This is a genomic window from Ruania halotolerans, from assembly GCF_021049285.1.
Lineage (GTDB): Bacteria > Actinomycetota > Actinomycetes > Actinomycetales > Beutenbergiaceae > Ruania > Ruania halotolerans.
In genome coordinates, this window is sequence record NZ_CP088017.1 from 1,743,506 (window position 1) to 1,766,327 (window position 22,822).

Sequence of the window (22,822 nt, forward strand, 5' to 3'; positions counted from 1 at the left end):
GCCGATCACGGTCGCGTTGAGCTCTGCGGATCACACCCTCAAGCTCTCGCGTGGCCCACGCAACCGCTCCGGCAGCATGTCGCCATGCGCGGCGACCAGCTCATCGGTCATCGCCCGGATCTCCTCCAGCGTCAGCTTCGCCCCGGTGAGCGGGTCGAGCGCCACCGCGTGGAACATGTGCTCGCGGTCCCCGGTGAGGGCAGCGTCCACGGCCAGGGTCTGGACGTTGATGTTGGTGCGGTTCAGGGCGGCGAGCTGCGGTGGCAACGCGCCGACCGTCGTCGGCTGCACGCCACGTGAGTCGACCAGGCACGGCACCTCCACGCAGGCATCGGCTGGCAGGTTCTCGATCAGCACCCCACGGTTGGGGGTGTTGCCGTGGACGACGCTCGGGGTGCCGGTGACCAGGGAGTTGACGATCATCGCGCCGTACTCCACGGAGGCGGTGAGCTGCTCCTTCATCTTCGCCAGCTGCCCGGCGATGTCGCCCTGCTCGTCGTGCGCGGCGCAGATCTCGTAGTAGTCCCACCGCTGCGGGATGTACTCCGTGATGGTTGTGGCGTCCTTGCGGAAGTAGGGCAGGTACTCCGAGGCGTGATGGCTCGATTCGGTCTGGAACTTGCCGAAGTGCGCCATGATCGCCGTGCGGACCTGCTCGTTGCCGCCCTCGTAGGAACTCATCTCCTCGGCCGCCTCGCTGTGATCGCCCTCGTCACCGGCGAGCTGCGCGGCGCCGCGCCCGCGCTGGTGACGCTCGCCCATCACCTCGTGCAGCCGCGGGTACAGGTCCTCCTGGCCGTGGCGGAACTCCAGGATCCAGGACTGGTGGTTGATCCCGGCGCAGCGGTAGCTGACCTCCTCATACGGCACGCCCAAGGTGCGTGCGAGCATGCGGGTGGTGCCCTGCACGCTGTGGCAGAGCCCGACGGCGTTCAGCCCCTTGGCATTGAGGTACGCCGTGGCCATGGCCATCGGGTTGGCGTAGTTGATGAATTGCGCGTCCGGGCAGAGCTCGCGGGCGTCGTCGGCGATCTCGTCGTAGGCGTCCACCGAGCGCAGGAACCGGAACACTCCACCCGGGCCGAGCGTGTCACCCACGGTCTGGTCGATGCCGTACTTCCTGGGGATCTCCACATCGTGTTTGTAGGAGGCCACCCCGCCCACCTGGAAGGTGATGATGACGACGTCGGCGCCCGCGAGGGCCTCGCGGCGGTCGGTGGTGCGCTCGATGGTGGTGGCGAAGCCGTGGTGAGCGACGAGTTCCTCGCCGGCGTCAGCAACGGGGTCCAGCCGCGTGGGGTCGATGTCCATCAGGCACAGGGTCGACTCGCGCAGGGCGGGGAAGCTGAGGATGTCGCCGATGAGGCGGAACGGGAAGACGAAGCCTCCGGCTCCGATGATGGCGATCTTCGGGTTCGTGACGAACGTCGTTGTGCTCATGCCTGCCAACGTACGCAGTCGTATTCTCGGAATCTCGCGGCGTGGTGCGCTGTTCTTCCAGGATCCTACGGTGCTCGGTAGGGTTCAGCGTGTGGGCACCGACGATCTCCGGGACAGACCGCGAACCCGCGAGGAGGGGCGCGGCTTCGGCCGCGTCGTCACCGAGCAGCCGGCACTGTGGTGCCGCCGCGGGGAACCGCCGACGATGCTCACGCTGCACCGCCACGATGACCTCGAGGTCAACATCGTCCTGCGCGGTGAGCTGCGCTACCTCTACGCCGGCCGCCCGCTGGTGCTGCGGGAGGGGCAGATCGCCATGTTCTGGGCCACGCAACCGCACGGCCTGGTGCAGGAACGTACGGAGGCCGACGCCGCGGGGGAGACGTGCTGGGTGCACGTGCCGTTCGCCACCGTGCTCAGCTGGGGCCTGGCCGAGGCGGATATGCAGCGGCTGATGCAGGCGATGCCGCTGGTCACCGACGAGCCGGCCCTGCGCGAGCGCCTCGCGGCGATGGTCTCCACCTGGTTGGAGGAGATCGGGGATCGGGCCACCGAGGGCATCGCGCTGCTGGAGATCCAGGCAGCGGTGCGGCGCATCCTGCGCGCCGATCCTGTGCCCTGGCCCTTCACCGACGGCGCGACACCCTCTCCCGAGGCTGCCCCCGAGGCCGCTCATGAGGCCCCGGAGCCCGACGGCGCACACTCGCGTATGGCCGGACGTGCCGGCGATGCGGGGCACGCCCTACGGATGGCGCAGTTCGTCGTCGACAGATTCCGCGGCGAGGTGAGTGTGGGCGACGTCGCGCGCTCGGTCCACCTGACGCCGTCGCACGCGATGACGGTGTTCCGCCGGGCCGTGGGCGTGACGATCGGGGAGTACGTGACCATGTGCCGGGTGGCGGAGGCGCAGCGGCTGCTGCTGACCTCGCGGCTGTCCTCCACTCAGATCGCGGAGGCCGCCGGCTTCGGCTCGCTGTCCAGCTACTACGCGCACGTGAGGCGGGCGTGCGGGATGACGCCGCGGGAGTACCGCCGTCAGGTGGAGGTGTGAGGCTTCTCGCGACTGGTGAGCACTGCTACGGTCGTACAGCCCCGCTGGCGGTTGGCCGGCAGCCTAGCGCCAGATTGGGAGATCGACGTCGATGAATCGTGCACAGAAGCCTGCCCTTGTCGCTCTCGGCGCCCTGGTGCTGACCGCCGCACTTGGGCCGGTCTCCGCCATGGCAGCGCCCCCGGAGGAGTGTGGTGAAGCGCCGAGCTGCACCGAACGGTTCGAGGTGACCGGTGTGCCGGAACTGTGGACCGTCCCTGAGGGTGTCGACGAGCTCTCGTTGACCGTCGCCGCAGGCGCCGGCGGGAGTTACTTCTCGGACGGCGGTGCCGGCGGGCAGGTTGAAGCCACGGTGTCCGTTGAACCCGGTGACCAGTTGGCCTTCATCGTCGGCGACCGAGGGCAGAACAGTAACCTCGGTGGAGCCGGCGGGTACGGCGGCGGCGCCGGCAGCTTCGGCAACGGGTATGGCGGCGGCGGTGGCGGAGGCAGCTTCGTCTTTGCTGAGGACGCCGGGTCGTGGAGCCCGATGCTAGTTGCAGGTGGCGGCGGTGGAGGTGCCGGGGACGAGAACGCGCCGGGCACCTACGACGGCGCGGGATTCGGTGGCGCGGGCGGGTTCGTCGGTGACGGGGCCGACGCCGCTGCCGCGAGTACCGGCAACCACGTGGCAGGAGCGACGGTCTCCGCTGCCGGCTATTCCGCCGGCACAGTCGCTGCGTTCGACGGCGCCGCGCTACTCGGGGGGCAGGGGCAGGGCGGCGCAATCAACAACGGAGGTGGCAGCGGCGGGGGCGGTGGTGGCTATTACGGCGGCGCGGGTAGTCAGCAATCCTTCCGAGGTGGTGGTGGCGGCTCCGGGTTCGCCGCGACCGGAGCCACCGTCATCGGTGAATCAGCCAATGAGGCAGCGGCTGGCTTCATCGAGGTCAGGTACGCGAACCTCCACACGGCGGCCACGGTCACGGCCTCCACGGAGGCCCCGCTCGCCGGTGATCCGGTGACGCTGACGGGCCAGATCAGCCAGTTCGACGTCACCGGCGGCTCGGGCACACTAGCCTTCCTCGTCACCTCTGGCGGAGAACAGACCACCATCGGCACGGTCCCCGTGACAACTGCTGGTTCCGGACCCTTTACGGCAACCGCCGAGGTCGAGTTCGTTCCGCCCGCGTCGGGGGAGTACTTCATCGACCTCGTCTACACCGACGACGGCGGCCATTACGACACCAGCGCTGCGGCGATCACGCTCGAGGCAGGCCAGCGCGCCACCGCGACCACGGTCGCCATCGACCCCGAGTCGCCGGTCGAGGGCGATGAGGTGGTGCTGACGGCGACGGTGACTGACGCTGAAGAAAGCGCGGCGCAAGGTGTCGGACCGATCTCCGGCACGGTGACGTTCTTCGACGGTGAGACGCAGATCGGCAGCAGTGACGTCGTCGACGGCGTGGCCGCCCTGACCTGGGAGCCGGGTGCGGGGGATTACGACCTGCGCGCGAGTTACGCGGGTGACGCGACCTACACCGCATCGGAGGCGGAGGCGGCCCTCACTGTGACAGCACCGCCGACACCGACGCCGAGCGAGACGCCCTCGCCGAGTCAGACACCTGAGCCGAGCGAGACTCCGACCCAGACCGAGGATCACGAGCTTGCTGAGACCGGTGGTGAGGCGATGGTTCCGGCGCTGCTCACGCTCGGTTTGCTCGCTGCCGGCGCTGTGCTCCTGATGGCACGTCGCCGTCGAGTGAGCTGACGAGCACCGGTCCGCGGGGCACGCTCAGCAACGAGCCCCGCGGACCGTGGTCGCACTGGCCGACAACGCACGGCGCCAGTCGCTACGCCGAGCGCTCCAGGATCGCCACCAGGAAGCCGGCGTCGGGCGTCCACGGCCGCAGGTCCCAGGTGGCGAGGCGCACGGACTCCGCCAACCCGGCGTCGCGGGCGTCGTCGAAGAACTCTTCTTCGGTGTAGCCGCGGCCTGTGCCGAAGCCGACCACGAGGCGGCCGTCGTCGGCGAGTGTCCCGGCCAGGTTGGTCAGTACAGTCCGCCGGGTGCTCGGTGCCAGGAACGCCATCACGTTTCCTGCCGCCACTGCCACATCGAAGCTGCCGGTGACCCCCGCCGCGGGAAGATCGAGTTCTGCCAGGTCCTGCAGCACCCACGTACAGTTCTCGAACTCCGTGCGCGCGGCCTCGATCAGCACCGGGTCGACATCCATGCCGACGACGGTGTGGCCGCGACGGGCAAGTTCGCCGCCCAGCCGGCCCGGTCCGCAGCCGGCATCCAACACGCGCGCGCCGCGGTGGAGCATCGCATCGATCATCCGCGCCTCACCGTGCAGGTCGGCGCCCTCGGCGGCCATGTCCTTGAAGCGCTGCACGTACCAGTGCGAGTGATTCGGATCGCGCTCGACCTGCTGGGTCCACAAGCTCTTCTCCACCATCGCACCAGTCTCCCTCACCGCCCGTGGACGCCCACCGGGAACCGCCGCGGAGGAGGCGCCGCTACCGCGCTCCCGCGTGACGTGCCGGTCGCATCGAAGGGGCCGCGGAATCCGCTGGGGGTCACCGGAGGAATGCCTCCCGGAGATGCCGACCGTGGGCGCTTGAGGGCGGGCCGACGTCCAGTATCTGGCAGATCGTCGGCGCGATGTCCAGCAGCGACGGGCGGCGGAGGCGGCTGCCTCTCCGTACTCCGGCGCCGGCGATGATCAACGGCACCTCGGCCTCCTCGAGTCCGCCGTGCGAGGCGCGTCGGACGCCGTCCTGCAGGGTGGAGAAGTGGAACGGTTCGATCGGCTCCACCACAAGATCCCCATGTTTGTCGGATGCCCCCATCCGGCCGAGCTCCCGTTCGTCGTAGACCTTGGCCACTCCATGGATCCGTTCGATCCGGCGGGCGAGCCGGGTGAGTTCGCCGCGCCCGAACGCGGCACGCACGGTGATGTCTGCCGTGCGTGGTGCACAGTAGACGACGATCTCCGCCTCGGGATCGGCAGTGCCGCCCGCGCTGACGTAGGAGACCGAGGCGCCGGTCGACTCGAGCACGCTCTGGAGTTCCGGCAGCAGCGGCTGCGTCCACTCCCGGAGACCGTGGTCGCTGGTGAGGATCACCGTGGTGGTGTCTGCGAGGCCCAGATCGGTGATCGTGTCGAGCAACCGGCCCACCTGGGTGTCCGTCTCCTCCAATGCATCCGCGAGACCGGCCCTGGCGAACCCGTTGCTGTGGAGGTAGCCATCGACTTCGCTGCTGTAGACCGCGAGGAAGTCGGGCACCTGTGGCACGGTGACCTGTTGCCCTCCTGAGAAGACGGGCTCACCGGAAAGCAGTGCGACGGCGTCGTCCACCCGGTCCGAGATGGTGCCTCCCGGCTGCGTGTACAACTGCTGGGGGTCACCGTAGGAGGCTCCATAGTTCTGAACGGCGTACCACTGTACGTACGCACCTGTGCGGTTCTGACGGCGCAGCGCATGCGCGATGGTCTCCACCCCGGGCTCGATGTATCGCTCCTGGGTGACTGTTGCTCCCTCGGCGGTCAGGTAGTAGCCGGTGTTGCGATGGACTGCCGGCCAGGTTCCCGTGGCGGTGGAGGTGCGCGAGGAGTTGGAGTATGAGGCGAAGGTGCCCGACGCCACGCCCCAGGCGCCTTCTCTGCGCAGCTGGCGAATGCGAGGGAGCGGATGAATGTCGGCGTATGCGCCGTCTAGGAGCCGAGGATCGAATCCATCGATGTCGATGAGCACCACGCGGTGGCGCTGGTCCCCTTCTGCGGCGGTGGCGGATTGCGCAGTCAGTGCGCCGGCTGTGGGCGCGGCGATTGCGGAGATACCGAGGGCGGTCAGGGTTTGGCGGCGAGTGAGCGTGGGCATACCGATGGCCTCCATGGTGATTTCAGGTTGCTGCGGGAACGTAGCAGCCGCTAATCCGCCGGGTCTCCCATGAGGGCGCAGATGGATCGATGTGCGCAAAGAAGGTACGCCTTTGAAAGAAACGATGCTCCAAGGGCGCTACAGCGTTCGTCGGAGTTGCGTCCCTCTCGATCGCACTGGAAGGTGGCCAGCGCCTCGGTGCCGGTTACGGCCGGCACAGTGGAGCACCGTGCCGGTGCGCTGGCAGCCGAGCACGCCGCAGAACGCATTCGTCGCGGCACACGCCAACCCGAACATCGTGGCGCACACCACACCGGAGCCACTGCCAGGCGTCGTCAGGCTGGCCTGCCGGGACCTCTCCGACGAGGAGCCGTGCACCGAGCGGTGGCGTGCATGGAAGCAGGCGTCTGAGGACTAGCCCCGCGGCGCGGACCCCGCTGTTCGCCGTCGGGCGACCGGCCGTCAGGCTCATAGCGGGCCGTCATCGAACTACCCCTTCACGGCGCCGGCCGTCAGTCCCGCGACGATACGTCGTTGCAGCAGCAACGCGAGGATGATCATCGGGATGGTCACCAGCACCGAGGCGGCCGTGATGGTGCCGATCGGGCGCTGATACTCGACGGCACCGGTGAAGGTGGCGATCGCGACCGGTACCGTCTGAGCGATCTCCGGGTTACGCGGAGCGAAGGTGCTCGCGAGCAGGTACTCATTCCATGCGGTGACGAAGGTCAAGATCATCGCGGAGACGACCCCCGGGATCGCGAGCGGAAGGATCACCCGCGCGAACGCCTGCAGGGCAGACGCGCCGTCGATCTTGGCTGACTCCTCCAGCTCGCGCGGGATCGCCGCGAAGAAGGTGGACATGATGAAGATGACGAGCGGAAGAGAGAACGACACGTAGGCGAGGTACATCCCCTCATAGGTGTTGAGGAGCCCGAACGTTCGCCACGCCTCGTACAGCGGCGGCACCAGGGCGACAGGCGGAAAGAGCGACGCCGCCAGCACCCCCGTCATCAACGCGATTCGGCGCCGCACCGGAAGCCTGGCGAGAGCGTAGGCGGTGATCACACCGATCGAGACGGACAGCAACGTCGTCATCGAGGCGACCGCGAAGGAGTTGCGCATGTTGAGGGCGAAGTCCTGGGCGAGGACGGCCACGTAGTTGCCCAGGCCGAACGGGCCCTGCAGGAGATCGGGATCGTTGAGGGCCGCGTCGCCCTGTTTCAGGCTCGTCAGGATCAGCCAGACGAACGGCGCCAGGCACCACAAGAACACGACCACCAAGAGCCCATCGTGCAGACGATCGCCGCCGCTGCGCCGGCGTATGCGTGTTCGGTTCAGCGCATTCATCGGGTACTCCCGCCCTCGACCATGGAACGTCCGATCTGCGAGACGAACAGCACCCCGACGCCGAGAACCAGCGCGAACGTGATCGTCGACAGTGCTGCTCCGATGCCGGGATCGGGGGTGATGACGATGAACTGGCGCACCAGCATCGAGAGAGACTCGGTGCCGAAGGCGCCGCCCGTCATGACCTGGGGGAGGTCATAGACGCGCACGGCGTCCACCGTGCGGAACAACAGAGCCACCATGATCGCCGGCCGTAGCAGCGGCAGGGTGAGATGCCAGAACCGTTGCCAGGCACTCGCCCCGTCCATCCGCGCGCTCTCGTACAGTTCCGACGGGATTGTCTGCAGACCGGCGAGCAGAAGCAGGGCCGCGAAGGGGGCCGTTTTCCAGACGTCGGCAGCGATCACCGTCACCGTCGCCCAGCCGGCTGACCCGAGCCAGTTGAAGTCGTCCAGGCCCAGCAGGCTGTTGATGAACCCGGGGTTGATGTTGAACATGAACGCCCACATCTGCCCCGCGACGACGGTCGGGATCACCCACGGCACCAGGATCACTGCCCTCGTCACGCCTCGGCCGCGCCGGGCGTGATTCATGAGTAGAGCGAACGCCAGCCCGATCACGAACTCCAGCGCCACCGAGGTGAGTGTGAACAGCCCGGTGAAGCGCATCGCCGCCCAGAAGGCGGGATCGCTCAGGACGGTGCCGTAGTTCGCCAACCCGGCGAAGCCGTCGACCTGGCGCCGCGTGTAGGAACGCAGGCTCGTGACCAGTGCGAAGCCGATCGGGAAGAGCACGACAGCTGCCATCACGAGCACGGACGGTGCGATGAACAGCCGTGCCAGTGCGACCTCGGTGAGCCCGTGGCCCGCGAGCCGTCGCCGCGGTGGCGGGGCCTTCGTGCTGATAGCGGTGCTCATGTCAGTGGTGCCCTTCCCGATCGACTGGTTGGATCACTCGGCGACCGTGCCCTCGAGGAACTCAGCGAGCTGCTCGGCCGCGGCCCGCGGGTCCATCTCACCGTTGACGGCGGGGAAGATGGTGCTCTGGATCTCCAGGCTGATCTCGTTCCAGGCAGGCACTGACGGCCGCGGCTGCGCGGTCTGCAGGACCTCGCCGAGCTGGGTGATCAGCGGGTCGTCGCTGTCTTCATAGGCGGCGTTGAGCACGGGCAGGGTCGAGTTCTCCACGAGGATCTGCTGGACCTCGGGGTCAGTCGCGGCCCAGACCACGAAGTCCGTGGCGATCTCCTGGTTCTCCGAGAAGGCGCTGATGGCGTTGTTGAACCCGCCGATCGCCGCGACACCGGGGTTGCCGTCGAAGCCGGGCAGTGGTGCAACTGCGGTGGCCTCGTGAGCAGGGCTATCGGCGTCCTCGGCGATCAGGCTGTACGGACCGGGCCAGTTGCGCATGAACGCCACGTCACCGGACTGGTAGGCGATGCGTGACTCTTCCTCCATCGCGGTGTTGAAGCCAGGCGCGAAGCACCCGTCCTGCGTGGCTTCGGCCACGAATGACGTCACCTCCGTGGCGATGTCGACGTCGAAGAGCACCTCACTCTGGTCCTCGTTGTAGAGCTCGCCTCCGGCGCTCCAGTACAACTCGAGCCAGTTCACGGTGAAGCCCTCGTAGCGAGCACCTTGGCCGATGTAGCCGCTCATCGAGTCGTCGAGATCGGCCGCCACCTGGCACAGCTCCTCCCATTCCGACGGCGGAGCATCCACCAGGTCGGTGCGGTAGTAGAGCACGCCTGTGTTGGTGTTCAACGGCACAGCCCAGAGGCTGCCGTTCCAGGAGGCCGATTCCATCGGGCCGGGAAGGACGGCGGCATCGAGCTCGTCGCGCCGGTCATCCAGTTCGACGATCCAGTCGTTCTCGACGTACTCGCCCGTCCAGACCACGTCCAGGCCCAGGACGTCGAACTCGCTGCCGCCGGCTTGGAGCACCAAGGCTTGCTGCTCGCGAGCTTCGTCGGCTGATTCGGGCAGTGCCTCGACGGTGACGGGCGTGTCCGGGTTCGCCTCGTTCCACAGGTCGGCGATCTGGTCGTGCGCCGCGCCCGGTTGGGAGCGTGCGCCCCCGATGGCCCAGGTGATCGCTCCGCTCTCGGCGGAGTCGTCGCCGCTCGGCGTACAGGCGGCGAGGCTGACGGCCATCGCGGAGACCGCCGTGGCGGCGATCCAGGTCTTCTTCTGCATCATTGCACCTTCCGAAGTGATCGTGCGGGGATGGGTGAAGAGCGAGTTGGTCAGGCCCGGGGGTGGGTGACCCATGTGGGGGAGCTCCAGGCATGCTGGTCGTTCACCTGGCGTACCCGTGCGTAATAGATGTCGGTCTGGTCGCCGGTGCCTTCGTCGGTCAGCTCCCACGTCAGCGAAGCAGCGTGGTAGGGGAGCGCGCGATGCATCACGAACGCGCCGCTGAGGAAGCCACCGATGTAGGAGACCGCTGGCCCAGTCATGAGCTCAGCGATCGTGCGGCGCAAGGTCCGACCATTGGCGGTCACGGTCAGCACGGCATCGGCACCAACCTCGACATGCAGGGCGAGCTGCTGAGTGGCGTCAGTGGTCACGGTGGGGTTGCCATAGGTGCGGGTGGTCAGCGTGGCTGTGGAGCGGGAGGTCTGCCGCCAGGAGGAGAAGGCGTACCGGTCGGTCTCGCCGGCCTGATCGGCCAACGTGTCGTAGCCACGCAGCCGTGGTTCGACGGCGTGGATCTCCCCTCCGCTCAGACTCACCTCGACGTCCCAGTCGATGAAGGCGCCCACCTCGCCCCAGCCGAACGCGATCGCGAGGATGCCGTCGAAGGTGTCTGAGAGCGTCGCGTGTTCTGGCCGCTTCTCTGCGATGACCTCGCCGTTGCGTAGCAGCTGGACTGTCTCCAGTGCCGCGCCGCCGCGCACCTGCACGGCGATCTCTCGCGAACCGCTGGCGGTGATCTCACTTCCCATGGGCGCGCCGTCGACGCTGGTGGCGAGCATGATGCGATCGCCCGTGATCGCGTACGTGCGGCGTGCCTGGATCGCTTCCCAGAGCGATTCGCGCGTGAGTTCAGGTGCCCACACCATGGCGAGGCCGTGGCCATGGCTACCTGGATGGGCGCTGTGATGGTCGGTGGAACCGATGAAACCGAAGCGATGTCCGCGGCCGAGGCCGGCGATCGCCGTGCTTCCGGCATCTCGAGGCCCCATGGTGTGCAGGTATGGGCGTGGGGAGTTGTCTTGTTCGCCGCTGCCGTGCATGGAGATCATCTCGACCACGGGGGACAACTCGGCGGAGTAGGTGTCCCAATTGACTCCGCGCCGCCCTGCCAGGTAGCCGATGTGGTGCGGCAGAGCCATCGTCGGTAGGCCGGCGGCCTGGACGGCGCGTAGCTCGGTCCGCAACTCCTCCAGGGACTGCGCTTGCGCCGGAGCGAGTGGTCCGCGCCCGCTGCGGTAGTAGATGCAGTGATCGCCGTAGGTCATCGAATGCCACTCGAACGAGAGGAAGGAGACGAACTCACCGTCAACATGTGCCCCGTCAGTGACGTCCTGAACGTGCTCCCATTGCTCCTGCAGCCGGGCGAACCCTCTGCGGTGGTAGTCGGCAACGTGCGCTGGATCTTCCGGCATGTCGTGCCAGCTTGCATGACCGGTCACCGAGGCGAAGTCCAGCTGCATTCGTGCGTTGGCGTAGGCATCTTCGATGGATCCGTGGCCGTAACTGATCGCACAATGGTTGTGGATATCGCCCGCAAACGCGCTCATCCCGCCGTAGGCCGGCAAGTCGCTCTGGCCCCGACGGCGGGTCATGCCGGCACCTCGTCGGCGGCGGGTGCGCCGGTTTGGCCCGCGATGAGGCGAGGAAGGAGGTCTTCGAGGAACTCATAGCGCCGTTGCAGGTCACGTTGGTCAGATCCGCGCGTGGTTCGCAGCTGCTGCCACCAACGGGAGAGTTCGTGGACGGTCGGCGCTGCGAGCGAGCCTCCGAGGCGACGCACGGCAAGACCGGCCGTCAGGGTGGCGAACGCGAGTCGGTCGGTGAGCGGAAGATCGAGCAGATCGGCGGTGACGAAGCCCCCGACGAAGACGTCCCCGGCCCCGGTGGGGTCGACCGCATCGACAGCCAGGGCGGGTACCCGGGCCTCTTCGCCGGTGCGTTGATCGATGGCCAGCGCTCCGTCGCGCCCGCAGGTGAGAACTACCACCGGGACGTGGCGGGTCAGTGCCGCCGCGGCTGCCCGGGGAGTGTCGGTGCGGGTGTACGCGCGTGCTTCCTGCTCGTTGGGGAGGAACGCGTGGCAGTGGGCGAGTGGCTCCAGTGATTCGACCGCCCACTCACCGCTCGGGTCCCAGCCGATGTCGGCATACACACGCGATCCCTGGGCAGACGCCGTACGCCACCACGTGCCGTCGGCAGCGGTGCTCGAGAGGTAGAGCACCACGCCGTCCGCCCACGGGGCCTCCGGCGCGGGCTCGACCGGCCCCTGCTCGGGCGCGAGGTAGGTGGCCAGCGCCCTGTCGTCGGCGGAGGAAAGACTGACCGTGACGTGTGAACGCTCGCAGTGGAGCGCATCCTCGAGGAGAACCCCTGAGCTACGGAGCTGGCGTTGAATGATCAGGCCGAGGTCGTCGTCGCCGAGTGCGCTCACCAGGCGGGTGCGCACGCCCAGCCGTGCCAATGCCACGGCGTGGTTGCCGCTGCCGCCCGGCGCGAGTGTGCTGTCCAGCGCGTAAACCTCTCGACCTGCCACGGGCGGTTCGGCCAGGCCTGCGAGCACCAGGTCGACGAACACATCGCCGAGGACGACGACGTGTGGCGGACGGCCATTGGGGGGTGAGGTCACGGCTTCGTTGCTCCTGATCAGGTACCGGGAATGACTGATCGTGCACGCTAGCAGTGCGCGCTACTGCGTGCAACTGACTGAAAATGCTCGCATGTGCGTATACTTCCGTCCATGTTGCGAACCACCCGACGCGCGTCGATCATTGCTGCGCTCCAAACCTCCGGCGAGGTCTCGGTGCAAGATCTCGCCGATGAGTTCGGCGTCAGCCTCTCCACGATCCGCCGAGATCTGAACGAACTAGGCCAAGAAGGCCTCCTGCAGCGGGTCCGTGGAGGGGGCTCAGTGGACCCGGACCCCGCCCCCTTTCACCAGATCGCGCCGACCCACGCGAAGGAGAAGGACCGCCTGGGTCGTCGGGCGGCCGAACTCGTCCGCGATGGGGACGTGATCATCTGCGACATCGGCACCACGGTCGCGCAGGTCGCTCGTCATCTCCGCGGTCGCAGGGTCACGGTCATCACCGCATCGCTCGCAGTCATCGATGCCTTGCGGGACTCGCCGGAGACCGAACTGATCGTGCTTGGTGGCGTCCTGCGGCCGTCCTACCTCTCGCTCGTCGGGGCCCTGACCGAATCCGCACTCAGTCAGATCACCGCCGACATCGCATTCCTCGGTGCCAGTGGGGTGCGCAGCGACGGCAGCCTGCTCGACTCCACCGGAATCGAGGTTCCGGTCAAACGAGCAATTCTGCGCGCCGCGGAGAGGAGCGTTCTCGTCGTGGCCGATGACAAGTTCCCCGGCACGGGGCTGCTCGCCGTCTGCGGCCCGGACAGCATCGGCACTGTGGTGACGAGTCGGCACGATTCGAACGAGGCGCTGGATGCACTGCGGCGGGCGGGAAGTGAGGTGCTGGTCGGATGAAGCTGACGATCATCGGTGGTGGAGGATTCCGTGTGCCGCAAATCTTCCAGGCGGTCTCCGATCCCGCAGCTCGCCTGCGCATCGACGAGCTGTGCCTGTTCGATGTCGATGCCTCTCGGATCGACGCGATCCGTGCGGTCATCTCTGACCTTGCGAAGACGATGGCGCACCCCGTGCGCGTGACCTCCACCGTAGACCTAGCAGAATCGGTCCGCGGAGCAGACTTCGTCTTCTCCGCGATGCGGGTAGGGGGCATCGCGGGCCGGATGCTCGACGAGCGAGTGGCACTCGATCTCGGCGTGCTCGGCCAAGAGACGATTGGGCCCGGCGGGCTCGCCTACGCGCTCCGGACGCTCCCGCACGCTCGCGATCTCGCGCGGATGGTCCGCGATATCGCGCCGCAGGCGTGGGTCATCAACTTCACCAACCCTGCCGGCCTGGTGACTGAAGCCATGCGCGAGATTCTTGGTGACCGCGTCACGGGAATCTGCGACACACCGATTGGCCTCATGCGCCGCGCTACCCGGGTGGCTGGGCACCGCCCGGAGGAGGTGACCTTCGACTACGTCGGGCTCAACCACCTCGGATGGCTACGCAGCCTGACAGTCGACGGACGCGACGTGCTACCGGAGATCCTGGGCGATGAGAGCCGGCTGGCGCAGATCGAAGAGGCGCGCGTGCTCGGGCTGGATTGGGTCCGCGCACTGGGTGCGCTGCCGAACGAGTATCTCTTCTACTACTACCGCACCCGTGAGGCGGTCACTCGGATCCGGGGGGCGGAGCAGACGCGCGGGCAGTACCTAGCTGCCAAACAGGGGGAGTTCTACGGCGCTGACCCGAACCTCGAATCGTGGAGTCGTACCCTGCACGATCGCGAGGCCAGCTATATGGGGGAGTCGCGCGAGGCCGGCGACCTGCATGGCCGCAACATCGAGGATGTGGAGAATGGCGGGTATCAGCAGGTCGCATTGGATCTGATGACGGCGCTCACCGGGGGACCGGCCGCCACGATGATCCTCAATGTCGGCAATGACTCGCTCGACGGCCCGCGACTGGTGCCCGAACTTCCGGAGAACGCTGTGGTGGAGGTGCCGTGCACGGTGGACACCGACGGCATCCACCCCCACCGTGTTGCTGCCATTGAGGGTGACATGCTCGGGCTGATGGTCCAGGTCAAGGCGAGCGAACAGCTGGTGCTCCGGGCCTCGCTCGAGCGCTCGTCGGAGTTGGCGTGGCGCGCTTTCGCCGGCCACCCGCTGGTCGACTCCTCGATAGTTGCGGGCCAGTTGCTCGAGGAGTACCAGTCCCGCATCCCGGGCGTCGCCGCCGCGCTCGGCGGTTGATCTGGGAAATCGCAGACGCCAAGACCCCAGCGAGAGTGATGAGATGCGCCGCTACGCCCGGCGCGTCGATGAGATCGAGAAGATTGTCGACTCCACCACGGGCGACATCGTGATCTACCGCAGCCTCGCCGTGATCCACGCCCCTCAACCAGCTCGGGCTCGTCGATGAGTCTCAGCTGCGCGTGCTCGAGCCCCGGATGACGAGGTCGGTGTAGACGCTCTGACGTCGCGGTGCGCCGTCGTACCGGCCGTGGATCCGGTCCAGCAGCATCTGACCGGCGAGGCGACCACGATCGGCGAACCGCAGATCCACGCTGGTCAGTTGCGGTCGGCAGATCGTGGCGTCGCGGCTGTTGTCCATCCCGACCAGGGCGACGTCCTCCGGCACGCGCAGGCCCCGGTCCAGGCAGGCGTTGAGCGCACCGACTGCCAACTGGTCGTTGGCACACAGGAGGGCGTCCGGTCTGTCGCCGGTATCCAACAGTGACATGGTGGCCAGGTACCCCGCTTCGCGCGTGAAGGCGGTGGCGTGCACCACCGGCGCGTTGGCGTGGTCGGCTAGGCCTTCGCGGAAACCTTCCAACCGACTTTTGGCAGGCAGGGTCCCCTGCGGGCCGCTGACCATGCCGACCCGGCGGCATCCCTGATGGCGCAAGTGTTCGACGGCGCGGCGGGCTCCTCCGCCGGCGTCGGCGCCGACCGAGTCCACGACGATGTCCTGCGGAACCGACCCGATCACGACGATCGGTACGGCTGGGGTCTGTAGCTCTTGGATCAGCCGCGGCGCGAAGCCAGTCGAGAAGAGCACGACGCCGTCGACATAGCGCTCAGCGAGATCATGGACAACCTTCAGTTCTTTCTCCAGTTGTCCGTAAGTGGATTCCACGAGCAGCCGCAGTCTGTGCTCGTGGACGAGCTCTTGCAGTGAGCGCATTGCCTCCACGTAGGCGGGGTTGCCGATGTCTTCAACCACCAGGCTGATCTGCCGGGTACTGCGGCCCCGGAGTGAGCGCGCTGCTGCCTTCGGCGTGTAGGCCGTTTCACGGATGGCGTTCTTGATGCGGTGGCGCATCTGGACGCTGACCTTCGGATCGCCGTTCAGGTATCGCGAGACTGAAGCCACAGAGACACCCGCACGATCGGCCACTGTGCTGATCGTGGCACCCCGGGAGTCAGATGATGTGTCTGCCATCACCCAGCCTCCTCGAACCGCGCGGTATTGATTACATCAGCGAACCTAGGCGTGGGGTGCTAGTGCGTCAAGCACTGCCATTAACCATTGACGGGGCTGTCGACGCCATCTACGTTCGCCATGTAATCAGTTACATGATCAGCTCGGGGATCGGATCCTCAGGAGGATGCTTCGTGTTCAGCCCCTACGTCCCACGGCCCATCGACGGACCTACCGACGTCCCACTCGACCCTGACGCGGACCTCTCGCTGCTGGACGAGGCCAAGATCTTCGCCGCTCCCGACGACCCCGCCGACTGGCCCACGTGGCGTCGTCAGCTGCACCGGTGGCGGGACGAGGCACGCACGCGACTGGGCTATGACGGCTCCCGGTATGACACCGAACGCACCGACGGCTTCGTGATGGCCCTGACGTGGCTCTGGGACGAACTGCTCTACGACCACGACGCCGAGCGGTTCGACGTCGACGGCTACCTGGACGCCGCCGAGCGTGACTTCGGTGGCTTCGATATCGCCCTGCTCTGGCACGCCTATCCCAACGAAGGTATTGATGCGCGCGGTCAGTTCGACTTCTACGACGTTCCCGAACTTCCGGAGGTCATTGCCCGGTTCCAGAGCCGCGGGGTGCGGGTCATCCTCTCCTACTACCCCTGGGAGGAGTGGCCCCGTGCCGATGCCTCGGTCCAACCGGATGAACCCGACGTCTCGGTGGTGGCGGCCGGCTTCGTCGATCGGCTCGGGGCAGATGGGCTGTTCCTGGACAGCGCCAAAGAGGGCAGTGCGGATGTCCGGGCGGCTTTGGACGCTGTGCGCCCCGGGCTCAGCCTCTCCGGCGAGTCCCGGCTGCCGCTGGCCCGGCTGCACGATCATTCCATGTCCTGGGCGCAATGGTTCGCCGATTCGCCGGTTCCCGGAGTCATGCGGGCGCGCTGGTTCGAACGCCGCCACCTCCTGCACCACCTCCGACGGTGGAACCGTAGCCACCTGGCCGAATTGCACTCGGCCTGGTTGAACGGCTCCGGGATCCTGGTCTGGGAGAACGTGTTCGGCGTCTGGGTCGGGTGGAGCGCGCGCGATCGCGCCATACTGCGATCCATGCGGCGCGTCCAGCGCGAGTACGGGGCGTGGTTGCAGAGCGAACAGTGGACGCCGCTCGCCGATCACCCCGGCGACGTGACGCCCGTGTACGCCTCCCGCTGGGAGCATGCCGGCAGCACGCTGTGGACGCTGGTGAACCGGGGCGATGAGGACTACGACGGGCCGTGGCTGGTCGCGGATGTGCCTGCCGGGGCGGCGTTGACCGAGTTGACCGCCGGGATCCCGCTCTCGGTGACCACCGATGTCAGCGGCCGGACTGTGATCGGTGGCCGCCTGCCCGCCGGCGCCGTGGCGGCCGTGCTGGCCTCCGCCGATCCGGTCGAGGCCGAACCCGTTGAGCCGCCGGTGAGTGACGCCTCGTTCCCGCTGCGCACAGCCGAACGACTCCCGGTCCGCTCCGCGCCCTCGCCGCACGTGCCCGACGGCTCGGTCAGCGTCGAGGGTGGCCGGTATGACCTGGTGGTGCGCTATCGCGCCCGCGAGACCGGGCTCTATGGCGAGGCGCCCTACGTCGACGAATGGAAGCCCTTGCCGCCCCGCCTGCATCACACGGCGACCGCGCACCGCTCGGTGCACCTCAACCCCTACGCCATCGACCGCACCGAAGTGACCAACGAGCAGTTCGCCGCGTTCCTCACCGCCACCGGCTACCGGCCGCGCCGCCCGGAGCGGTTCCTGGCGCACTGGGTCGAGGGCGCACCGCCTCCGGGGCGTGAGGCGGAGCCGGTGACCTACGTCGACCTGGCCGACGCCACCGCGTACGCCGCGTGGGCGGGAGCGAGGCTGCCGACCGAGGACGAATGGCAGGTGGCCGGCGAGGCGGGCCTGCTCGAACGCGGTGCGCCCGTCATCTGGAACCTGACCGGCAGTGCACATTCGGACGGCCGCACCCGCTTCGTCATCCTCAAGGGCGGCAGCGAATGGCAGAGCACTGGTTCGGACTGGTACTTCGACGGCGGCGTACGCGGCCCCGAGGTCTCCGCGAAGCTGCTGATCTACGGCGCCGGCCTGACTCGTTCCCCCTCATTGGGATTTCGTTGCGCTGTTGATCTGCCGGCGGAGAACGACTGATCGCTCCTGCCGCCCGGTGGGAGCCAATTCCGTCGCGTTCAGGGAGCGTACCGGGCTCGCAGCCGCCCGCTCACCACCCGTCGGTGCCCTCCCACCCCCATTGCGGGAGCGGAAGATCGTCGGGCGCGTCCTTCGGGTCAGACCAGTGATGATTGAGCATCGCGGTGGCCCAGGTGAACCAGGCGATCAGTTGAAACCGGAGGTCAGGGCCGTTCGGGACACCCGCGTCATCGAGTGCGAGGGTGAACGCGGCAACCGCGCGGCCATCCATCTGCTCGTGCGGGCCGTTACCGGCGTGCATCGCAATCACGTCGGTGTAGGTGCCCATGTGGTCGGTGTACCCGGTGGGGCCGCCGAGTTGCTCGGCCCAGTAGGCGGCGAGCCGCTCGGTGTGAGCGGGGTGGGTGCCCTGCTCGAACGCGTGGGCGAGGATCGGGTCGTCCAGGCAGCGCCGATGCCACGCCTGCGCGAGGGCACGGACGGCGTCCGCGCCTCCCATGGCGTCGTAGATGCTGGTCGCCATCACTCCACGGTAGACCTACCGGGCCAAGCGCGGCCCTCGAACGATCAGCGCGGGAGGTTGCGCCCCCTGCGGGCGCAGCGGCGGATGCAGGTGCTGACGGAAGGCAGCGGCCCCGTCAGCCGCGCAATGAACGGCATTCTGCAACGTTCAGCCGCTCCGGCAATACATGCGGCCAATAGCACATAGTTCGCCCGCTGACAACGGTAGCGCTCCTAGCGGAAAGCGCATACCCTCGCTGACACAGCCTCAGAATGCGCTTTCCACGAGGAGGACAATGATGTCAGCGCAGCGACGATTCCCAACGATGAAATCGATGGCAGCGGGGGGTGTAGCTGCCGTTCTCGGCCTCGGTGCCCTGGCTGCACCCGCCAGCGCCGACGCGCACGAGTTCACCGAACTTCTCAACTTCGAGGGCTACACCCGTGACGCTCTCGATGGCCAGGATGGGTGGTCCGCATCGGCAGCGGCGCAAGTGATCGCCGACCCGTTGAACGGGAACAACCAGGTCCTCGAGATGGTCGGAGGGTCGAATTCGGCCCACCGTGCGATCCCGGAGATCGCCGACGGGCAGACCGGCACCCTGTTCTTCCGGTTCATGCGCAGCGGCAGCGTTGACACCTCGTTCGGCATCACCGATGTGGATGCACCGACCACCTACACCGACAGCCGGGCCTATGTGAACAATCAGAACAACGACGTGATGCTGGTTCGCGACGGCGGCGGGTTCAAGCCTGCAGGCGCCTGGGCTGAGGACAGCTGGCAGTGCGTGTGGATCGTGGCCGACAATGCGGCGGATCAGGTCACCGTGTATAGCCAAGGTGGCCCATACGAGGAGGTCACCCGCCTTCCGGAGGGCGCCGACGAGCAGTTCGCCTTCCGCACGAACGTCTCCGGAGCTCTGGACCGGTTCTTCTGGATCAACGGTTCCAGCAGCGCGGGCCAGCTTACCCTCGACGATGTCGCGATCGACACCACGGGGCAGAATCTGGCCAACCCGACCGGCAACCCGGCCGACTGCGCCTACACCGGGGAGCAGGAGCAGCCGCTGCTGAACCCACTACCCGACCCGCAGCAGTCCACGCTCGGGATCGAGGTGACTGAGCTCGCCCAGCTGCCGGAGTCGGAGACGACGCCGCAGACGCAGGATCAGCGACTCATCCGGCACAACCGCATCACTCACCTCGACGAGGTTCCGGACGGTTCTGGGCGACTGATGGTGCCCGACATGAACGACATCCTCTATCTCGTGGACAAGGACTCCGGCGAGTACGTGCCGTACCTGAACGTGCGGGATCAGTTCCTCGACAACTTTCACAATCACGCCGGCTTGGGCACCGGCCTCGGTTTCGCCGAGTTCCATCCGGAGTTCGCCCAGAACGGCATCTTCTACACCGTGCACACCGAGGGCGGCAGCGCCCTGAGTGAAGACGAACCGGACTTCCCCAGCTACGGCAACACCTCGTTCCACAGCGTGATCACCGAGTGGACAGCCGCCGATCCCGCGGCCGAGACCTTCGAGGGGACCAGCCGTGAGCTGATGCGCTTCCCGTTCGCGGGACGAGTGCACACCGTCCAGCAGATCGCCTTCAACCCCACTGTCGAACCCGGCGATGCGGACTACGGCATGCTGTACATCCTCGTCGGCGACGGCGGCAACGGGGTGGGCAACGGCAATCCGCAGGACCTGAGCACCCCGCAGGGCACCATCATGCGGATCGACACCGCGGGCCAGGACAGCGCCAACGGTCAGTACGGTATCCCCGCCGACAACCCGTTCCTGGGCGAGCCCGGCGCACTCCCGGAGATCTACGCCGTCGGGATGCGCGACCCGCACCGGATCAGCTGGGACCCGGCCGGTGAGCACACGATGTACCTCGGTCACATCGGGGAGTGGCAGGTCGAGTCGATCTACGAGGTGCTCCCCGGCGACAACTTCGGCTGGTCCGAACGCGAAGGTCCGTTCCGCGCCGACAACCGGCAGATCTTCCCGCTACCGGACGACGACGCCGACTACGGATTCACCTACCCCGTGACCGCGTACGACCACAACCGCGATCCCGGGCAGACCGGTGACGCCGGCGTGGCCGTCAACGGCGGCTTCGTCTACCGCGGAGACATCCCCGAGCTCCAAGGGCGGTACCTGTTCACCGACCTGGTGCGCGGCTGGGTACTCTCCGCCGATGCCGACGAGATGATCCGCAACGACGGCGACCCAGACGACCTGGCGCCGATCGAGGAACTGCGGGTCTTCCACGAGGGCCAGGAGACGACGTTCCAGGAATTGGTCGGGGACAGTCGAGTCGACCTGCGCTTCGGAGCCGACGGTGACGGTGAGCTGTACCTGGTGGCCAAGGCGGACGGGAAGATCTGGAAGGTGACCGGGGCGCGCACCGTCACCGCGCAGTCGCCGATCGTGCTGCCGGAGCTGGCCGAGAACGTCGTGGCGCACTACGACTTCGACCACCCGGTGGACGGTGCACCGACCTTCGAAGCCGACCAGGGCACCTCCGGGACTGAGATCGAACTGGTCAACGGCGGCGTCGAGATGCGCGTGGCCGACGCCGCCTACCCTGGGGCCGGGGAGGCGCTGCAGACGCAGCAGATGAGCCCCACCGAGCAGTCGAACGACGACTGGAAGGCCGGCGTGCACAACCCCGATGGCGTCGCCTCGCTGGCAGGCCTGGCCGGAGTGGACGCGACGTCGGTCATGGGCTGGTTTAAGCCGACCGGCCTGCACCCGGCGCTGAACAGCAACAGCGACAACCCCGAGGACCGTTACAACGCCATCGGTCTGGCCGGTGTGCTGACCGGCACCTCAGACGGGCACGCCGTGCGTGCCCTCCTGGAGGTGATCCAGGTGGACGGCGAGCTGCGTCTGGTGGGCCTGGCGAGGCGGATCGACGGCGAATCGTCCTGGATCTACGCGGCCACGCTGCCGTGGGACCAGATCCTGGAACGAGGGGAGTGGGTCCACCTGGCGGCCACCTTCGATTTCGCTGCCGGCGAGATGCAGCTGTTCATGAACGGTGAACCGCTCGAGGGTGAGTACACCCGGGCGGACAACCCCTGGGGTGAGGGGTCGACCTCACCGAGCAACCCGGCGGGTCTCAAGATCGGGGGCAGTTATCCGCAGAACACGCGAGAGGCCAACCCGTTCAACGGCCGCATGGACGACCTGATGTTCCTGGACGCGGCCCTGACCCCGGAACAGATCGCTGCCCAGTATGCGATGTTCGAGGTGGAGCAGGCAGAACCGCCTGAGATCCCCAGCTGCTCCTTCGATGAGGAGCTCACCGACCTGATGGCCGGTGAGAACTGGCAGCCACGCACCCCGGGCCTGTGGGAGTTCCCTGGTGAAGAAATCATCCTTGCCGAGCCGGGGACGAACCCCGGCGATGGGATCCGGCGGCCGTTCGAATACGCCTTGCTGGATTCCGAACCCTTCGGTTCGGTACAGATCGAGGCAGACGTGCGCCTCGATGCTCCGGCCTCGGTGAACAACCGGGACATCATCCTGGTCTTCGGGCACCAGTCGGACACCGAGTATTACTACGCGCACCTCTCCCAGGACAACACGATCTATGCCCACAACGGCATCTTCCGGGTGGACAACGCCGACCGGGAGCGCATTGACGGTCAATGGGACGGCAGCATCGGTGCGCCGCCGGCCGTGACCGACGAGGAATGGCACGGCGTCCGGCTGGTGCATTGTGCGGACACCGGCGAGATCGCCGTGTGGGTGGACGGGCTCGACCGGCCATTGCTGACGGCCACCGATGACACCTTCGACTCCGGCCGGATCGGCTTCGGCTCCTTCGACAACACCGGCCGGATGCGGAACCTGACTGTCTCGGTGCCGCAGGACGGCCCCCGCCTGGATACCGACGGGGCGCCGGTGCGAGCCGGCGAGTCGCTCAGCGTGACCGGGAGTGGCTTCGCGCCGGGTGAGCATGTGTTCCTCCGGATCGAGGGTCAACCAGGTCTGGCCGGCCGGGTGTTCGCCGATGCCGAGGGCGCGTTCGAGGTGGACGTGCGGACCCGGCCACGCCTCGCCCCGGGTGAGCGCGACCTGGTGGCCATCGGCCGGCACTCCGATCTCGAAGCGAGTGTGCGGATCGAGGTGCAGCCCCGGTAGCAGCGATGCGGCGGGCCGACGACGGCCCGCCGCATCCGGCCCCTCTGCACCCGGGCACAGAGGGGGTT

The 22,822-nt window shown here is 67.5% G+C and carries 18 protein-coding genes; 8 read left to right on the forward strand and 10 right to left on the reverse strand.

Going from position 1 to position 22,822, the window contains the following annotated elements; genetic code table 11:
* Positions 1 to 30 precede the first annotated feature (30 nt).
* On the reverse strand, positions 31 to 1,440 hold the full coding sequence (gene melA / locus LQF10_RS07660) for an alpha-galactosidase (protein ID WP_231066886.1): 1,410 nt from the start codon (positions 1,438 to 1,440) through the stop codon (positions 31 to 33).
* Between the two features lie 91 nt (positions 1,441 to 1,531).
* On the opposite strand from melA, the gene LQF10_RS07665 reads away from it, so the two are divergent.
* Both LQF10_RS07665 and LQF10_RS07670 read left to right on the forward strand, forming a co-directional pair.
* Positions 1,532 to 2,491 (forward strand): helix-turn-helix domain-containing protein, encoded by a 960-nt coding sequence (locus LQF10_RS07665; protein WP_231066887.1) that lies wholly within the window; start codon positions 1,532 to 1,534, stop codon positions 2,489 to 2,491.
* Positions 2,492 to 2,582: 91 nt separating this feature from the next.
* The gene (locus tag LQF10_RS07670) at positions 2,583 to 4,241 is read left to right on the forward strand and encodes an Ig-like domain-containing protein (protein WP_231066888.1); all 1,659 of its coding nucleotides are present in this window, start codon (positions 2,583 to 2,585) and stop codon (positions 4,239 to 4,241) included.
* Between the two features lie 82 nt (positions 4,242 to 4,323).
* Here the strand turns inward: LQF10_RS07670 and LQF10_RS07675 are convergent, their stop codons facing one another.
* Together LQF10_RS07675 and LQF10_RS07680 are read right to left on the reverse strand one after the other, a co-directional pair.
* Positions 4,324 to 4,932: a class I SAM-dependent methyltransferase gene (locus LQF10_RS07675; protein WP_231066889.1), complete on the reverse strand. Its 609-nt coding sequence runs from the start codon at positions 4,930 to 4,932 to the stop codon at positions 4,324 to 4,326.
* Between the two features lie 121 nt (positions 4,933 to 5,053).
* A complete protein-coding gene (locus tag LQF10_RS07680) occupies positions 5,054 to 6,358 on the reverse strand; it encodes an alkaline phosphatase family protein (protein ID WP_231066890.1) in 1,305 nt (434 codons plus the stop codon).
* A 229-nt stretch (positions 6,359 to 6,587) separates the two neighbouring features.
* On the opposite strand from LQF10_RS07680, the gene LQF10_RS07685 reads away from it, so the two are divergent.
* Complete coding sequence (locus tag LQF10_RS07685; RefSeq protein ID WP_231066891.1) at positions 6,588 to 6,776, forward strand: hypothetical protein; 189 nt, start codon at positions 6,588 to 6,590, stop codon at positions 6,774 to 6,776.
* Between the two features lie 71 nt (positions 6,777 to 6,847).
* Here the strand turns inward: LQF10_RS07685 and LQF10_RS07690 are convergent, their stop codons facing one another.
* The 5 genes from LQF10_RS07690 to LQF10_RS07710 all read right to left on the reverse strand — a co-directional run bounded on the left by LQF10_RS07690 (position 6,848) and on the right by LQF10_RS07710 (position 12,532).
* The gene (locus LQF10_RS07690) at positions 6,848 to 7,639 is read right to left on the reverse strand and encodes a carbohydrate ABC transporter permease (protein ID WP_231067276.1); all 792 of its coding nucleotides are present in this window, start codon (positions 7,637 to 7,639) and stop codon (positions 6,848 to 6,850) included.
* Positions 7,640 to 7,704: 65 nt separating this feature from the next.
* The gene (locus LQF10_RS07695; RefSeq protein WP_231066892.1) at positions 7,705 to 8,625 is read right to left on the reverse strand and encodes a carbohydrate ABC transporter permease; all 921 of its coding nucleotides are present in this window, start codon (positions 8,623 to 8,625) and stop codon (positions 7,705 to 7,707) included.
* 33 nt (positions 8,626 to 8,658) lie between these two features.
* The gene (locus LQF10_RS07700; protein WP_231066893.1) at positions 8,659 to 9,903 is read right to left on the reverse strand and encodes an ABC transporter substrate-binding protein; all 1,245 of its coding nucleotides are present in this window, start codon (positions 9,901 to 9,903) and stop codon (positions 8,659 to 8,661) included.
* A gap of 50 nt (positions 9,904 to 9,953) precedes the next feature.
* Positions 9,954 to 11,498, reverse strand: coding sequence for a DUF3604 domain-containing protein (locus LQF10_RS07705; protein ID WP_231066894.1), 1,545 nt, complete (start codon positions 11,496 to 11,498; stop codon positions 9,954 to 9,956).
* Positions 11,495 to 12,532, reverse strand: a complete 1,038-nt coding sequence (locus tag LQF10_RS07710) for a carbohydrate kinase family protein (protein WP_231066895.1) — start codon at positions 12,530 to 12,532, stop codon at positions 11,495 to 11,497. The genes LQF10_RS07705 and LQF10_RS07710 overlap by 4 nt, the downstream gene beginning before the upstream one ends.
* Positions 12,533 to 12,643: 111 nt before the next feature.
* Between LQF10_RS07710 and LQF10_RS07715 the strand changes: the two genes are divergently transcribed.
* Genes LQF10_RS07715 through LQF10_RS19375 form a run of 3 tightly spaced genes read left to right on the forward strand, consistent with a single transcriptional unit; the run spans position 12,644 to position 14,905 of the window.
* Positions 12,644 to 13,393, forward strand: coding sequence for a DeoR/GlpR family DNA-binding transcription regulator (locus tag LQF10_RS07715; RefSeq protein ID WP_231066896.1), 750 nt, complete (start codon positions 12,644 to 12,646; stop codon positions 13,391 to 13,393).
* Positions 13,390 to 14,736, forward strand: a complete 1,347-nt coding sequence (locus LQF10_RS07720) for a 6-phospho-beta-glucosidase (protein ID WP_231066897.1) — start codon at positions 13,390 to 13,392, stop codon at positions 14,734 to 14,736. Before LQF10_RS07715 ends, LQF10_RS07720 begins: the two co-directional genes overlap by 4 nt.
* Positions 14,737 to 14,779: 43 nt before the next feature.
* Positions 14,780 to 14,905, forward strand: coding sequence for a hypothetical protein (locus LQF10_RS19375; protein WP_290371148.1), 126 nt, complete (start codon positions 14,780 to 14,782; stop codon positions 14,903 to 14,905).
* A 3-nt stretch (positions 14,906 to 14,908) separates the two neighbouring features.
* On the opposite strand, the gene LQF10_RS07725 is transcribed toward LQF10_RS19375, so the two are convergent.
* Positions 14,909 to 15,928 (reverse strand): LacI family DNA-binding transcriptional regulator, encoded by a 1,020-nt coding sequence (locus LQF10_RS07725; protein WP_231066898.1) that lies wholly within the window; start codon positions 15,926 to 15,928, stop codon positions 14,909 to 14,911.
* Positions 15,929 to 16,101: 173 nt separating this feature from the next.
* On the opposite strand from LQF10_RS07725, the gene LQF10_RS07730 reads away from it, so the two are divergent.
* Positions 16,102 to 18,096: an SUMF1/EgtB/PvdO family nonheme iron enzyme gene (locus LQF10_RS07730; RefSeq protein ID WP_231066899.1), complete on the forward strand. Its 1,995-nt coding sequence runs from the start codon at positions 16,102 to 16,104 to the stop codon at positions 18,094 to 18,096.
* A 70-nt stretch (positions 18,097 to 18,166) separates the two neighbouring features.
* Here LQF10_RS07730 and LQF10_RS07735 read toward each other — a convergent pair whose 3' ends face one another.
* Positions 18,167 to 18,619 carry a group II truncated hemoglobin gene (locus LQF10_RS07735; RefSeq protein WP_231066900.1) on the reverse strand — a complete coding sequence of 151 codons (453 nt, stop codon included), beginning with the start codon at positions 18,617 to 18,619 and terminating at the stop codon, positions 18,167 to 18,169.
* A gap of 313 nt (positions 18,620 to 18,932) precedes the next feature.
* On the opposite strand from LQF10_RS07735, the gene LQF10_RS07740 reads away from it, so the two are divergent.
* A complete protein-coding gene (locus LQF10_RS07740) occupies positions 18,933 to 22,754 on the forward strand; it encodes a PQQ-dependent sugar dehydrogenase (RefSeq protein ID WP_231066901.1) in 3,822 nt (1,273 codons plus the stop codon).
* Positions 22,755 to 22,822: the final 68 nt, after the last annotated feature.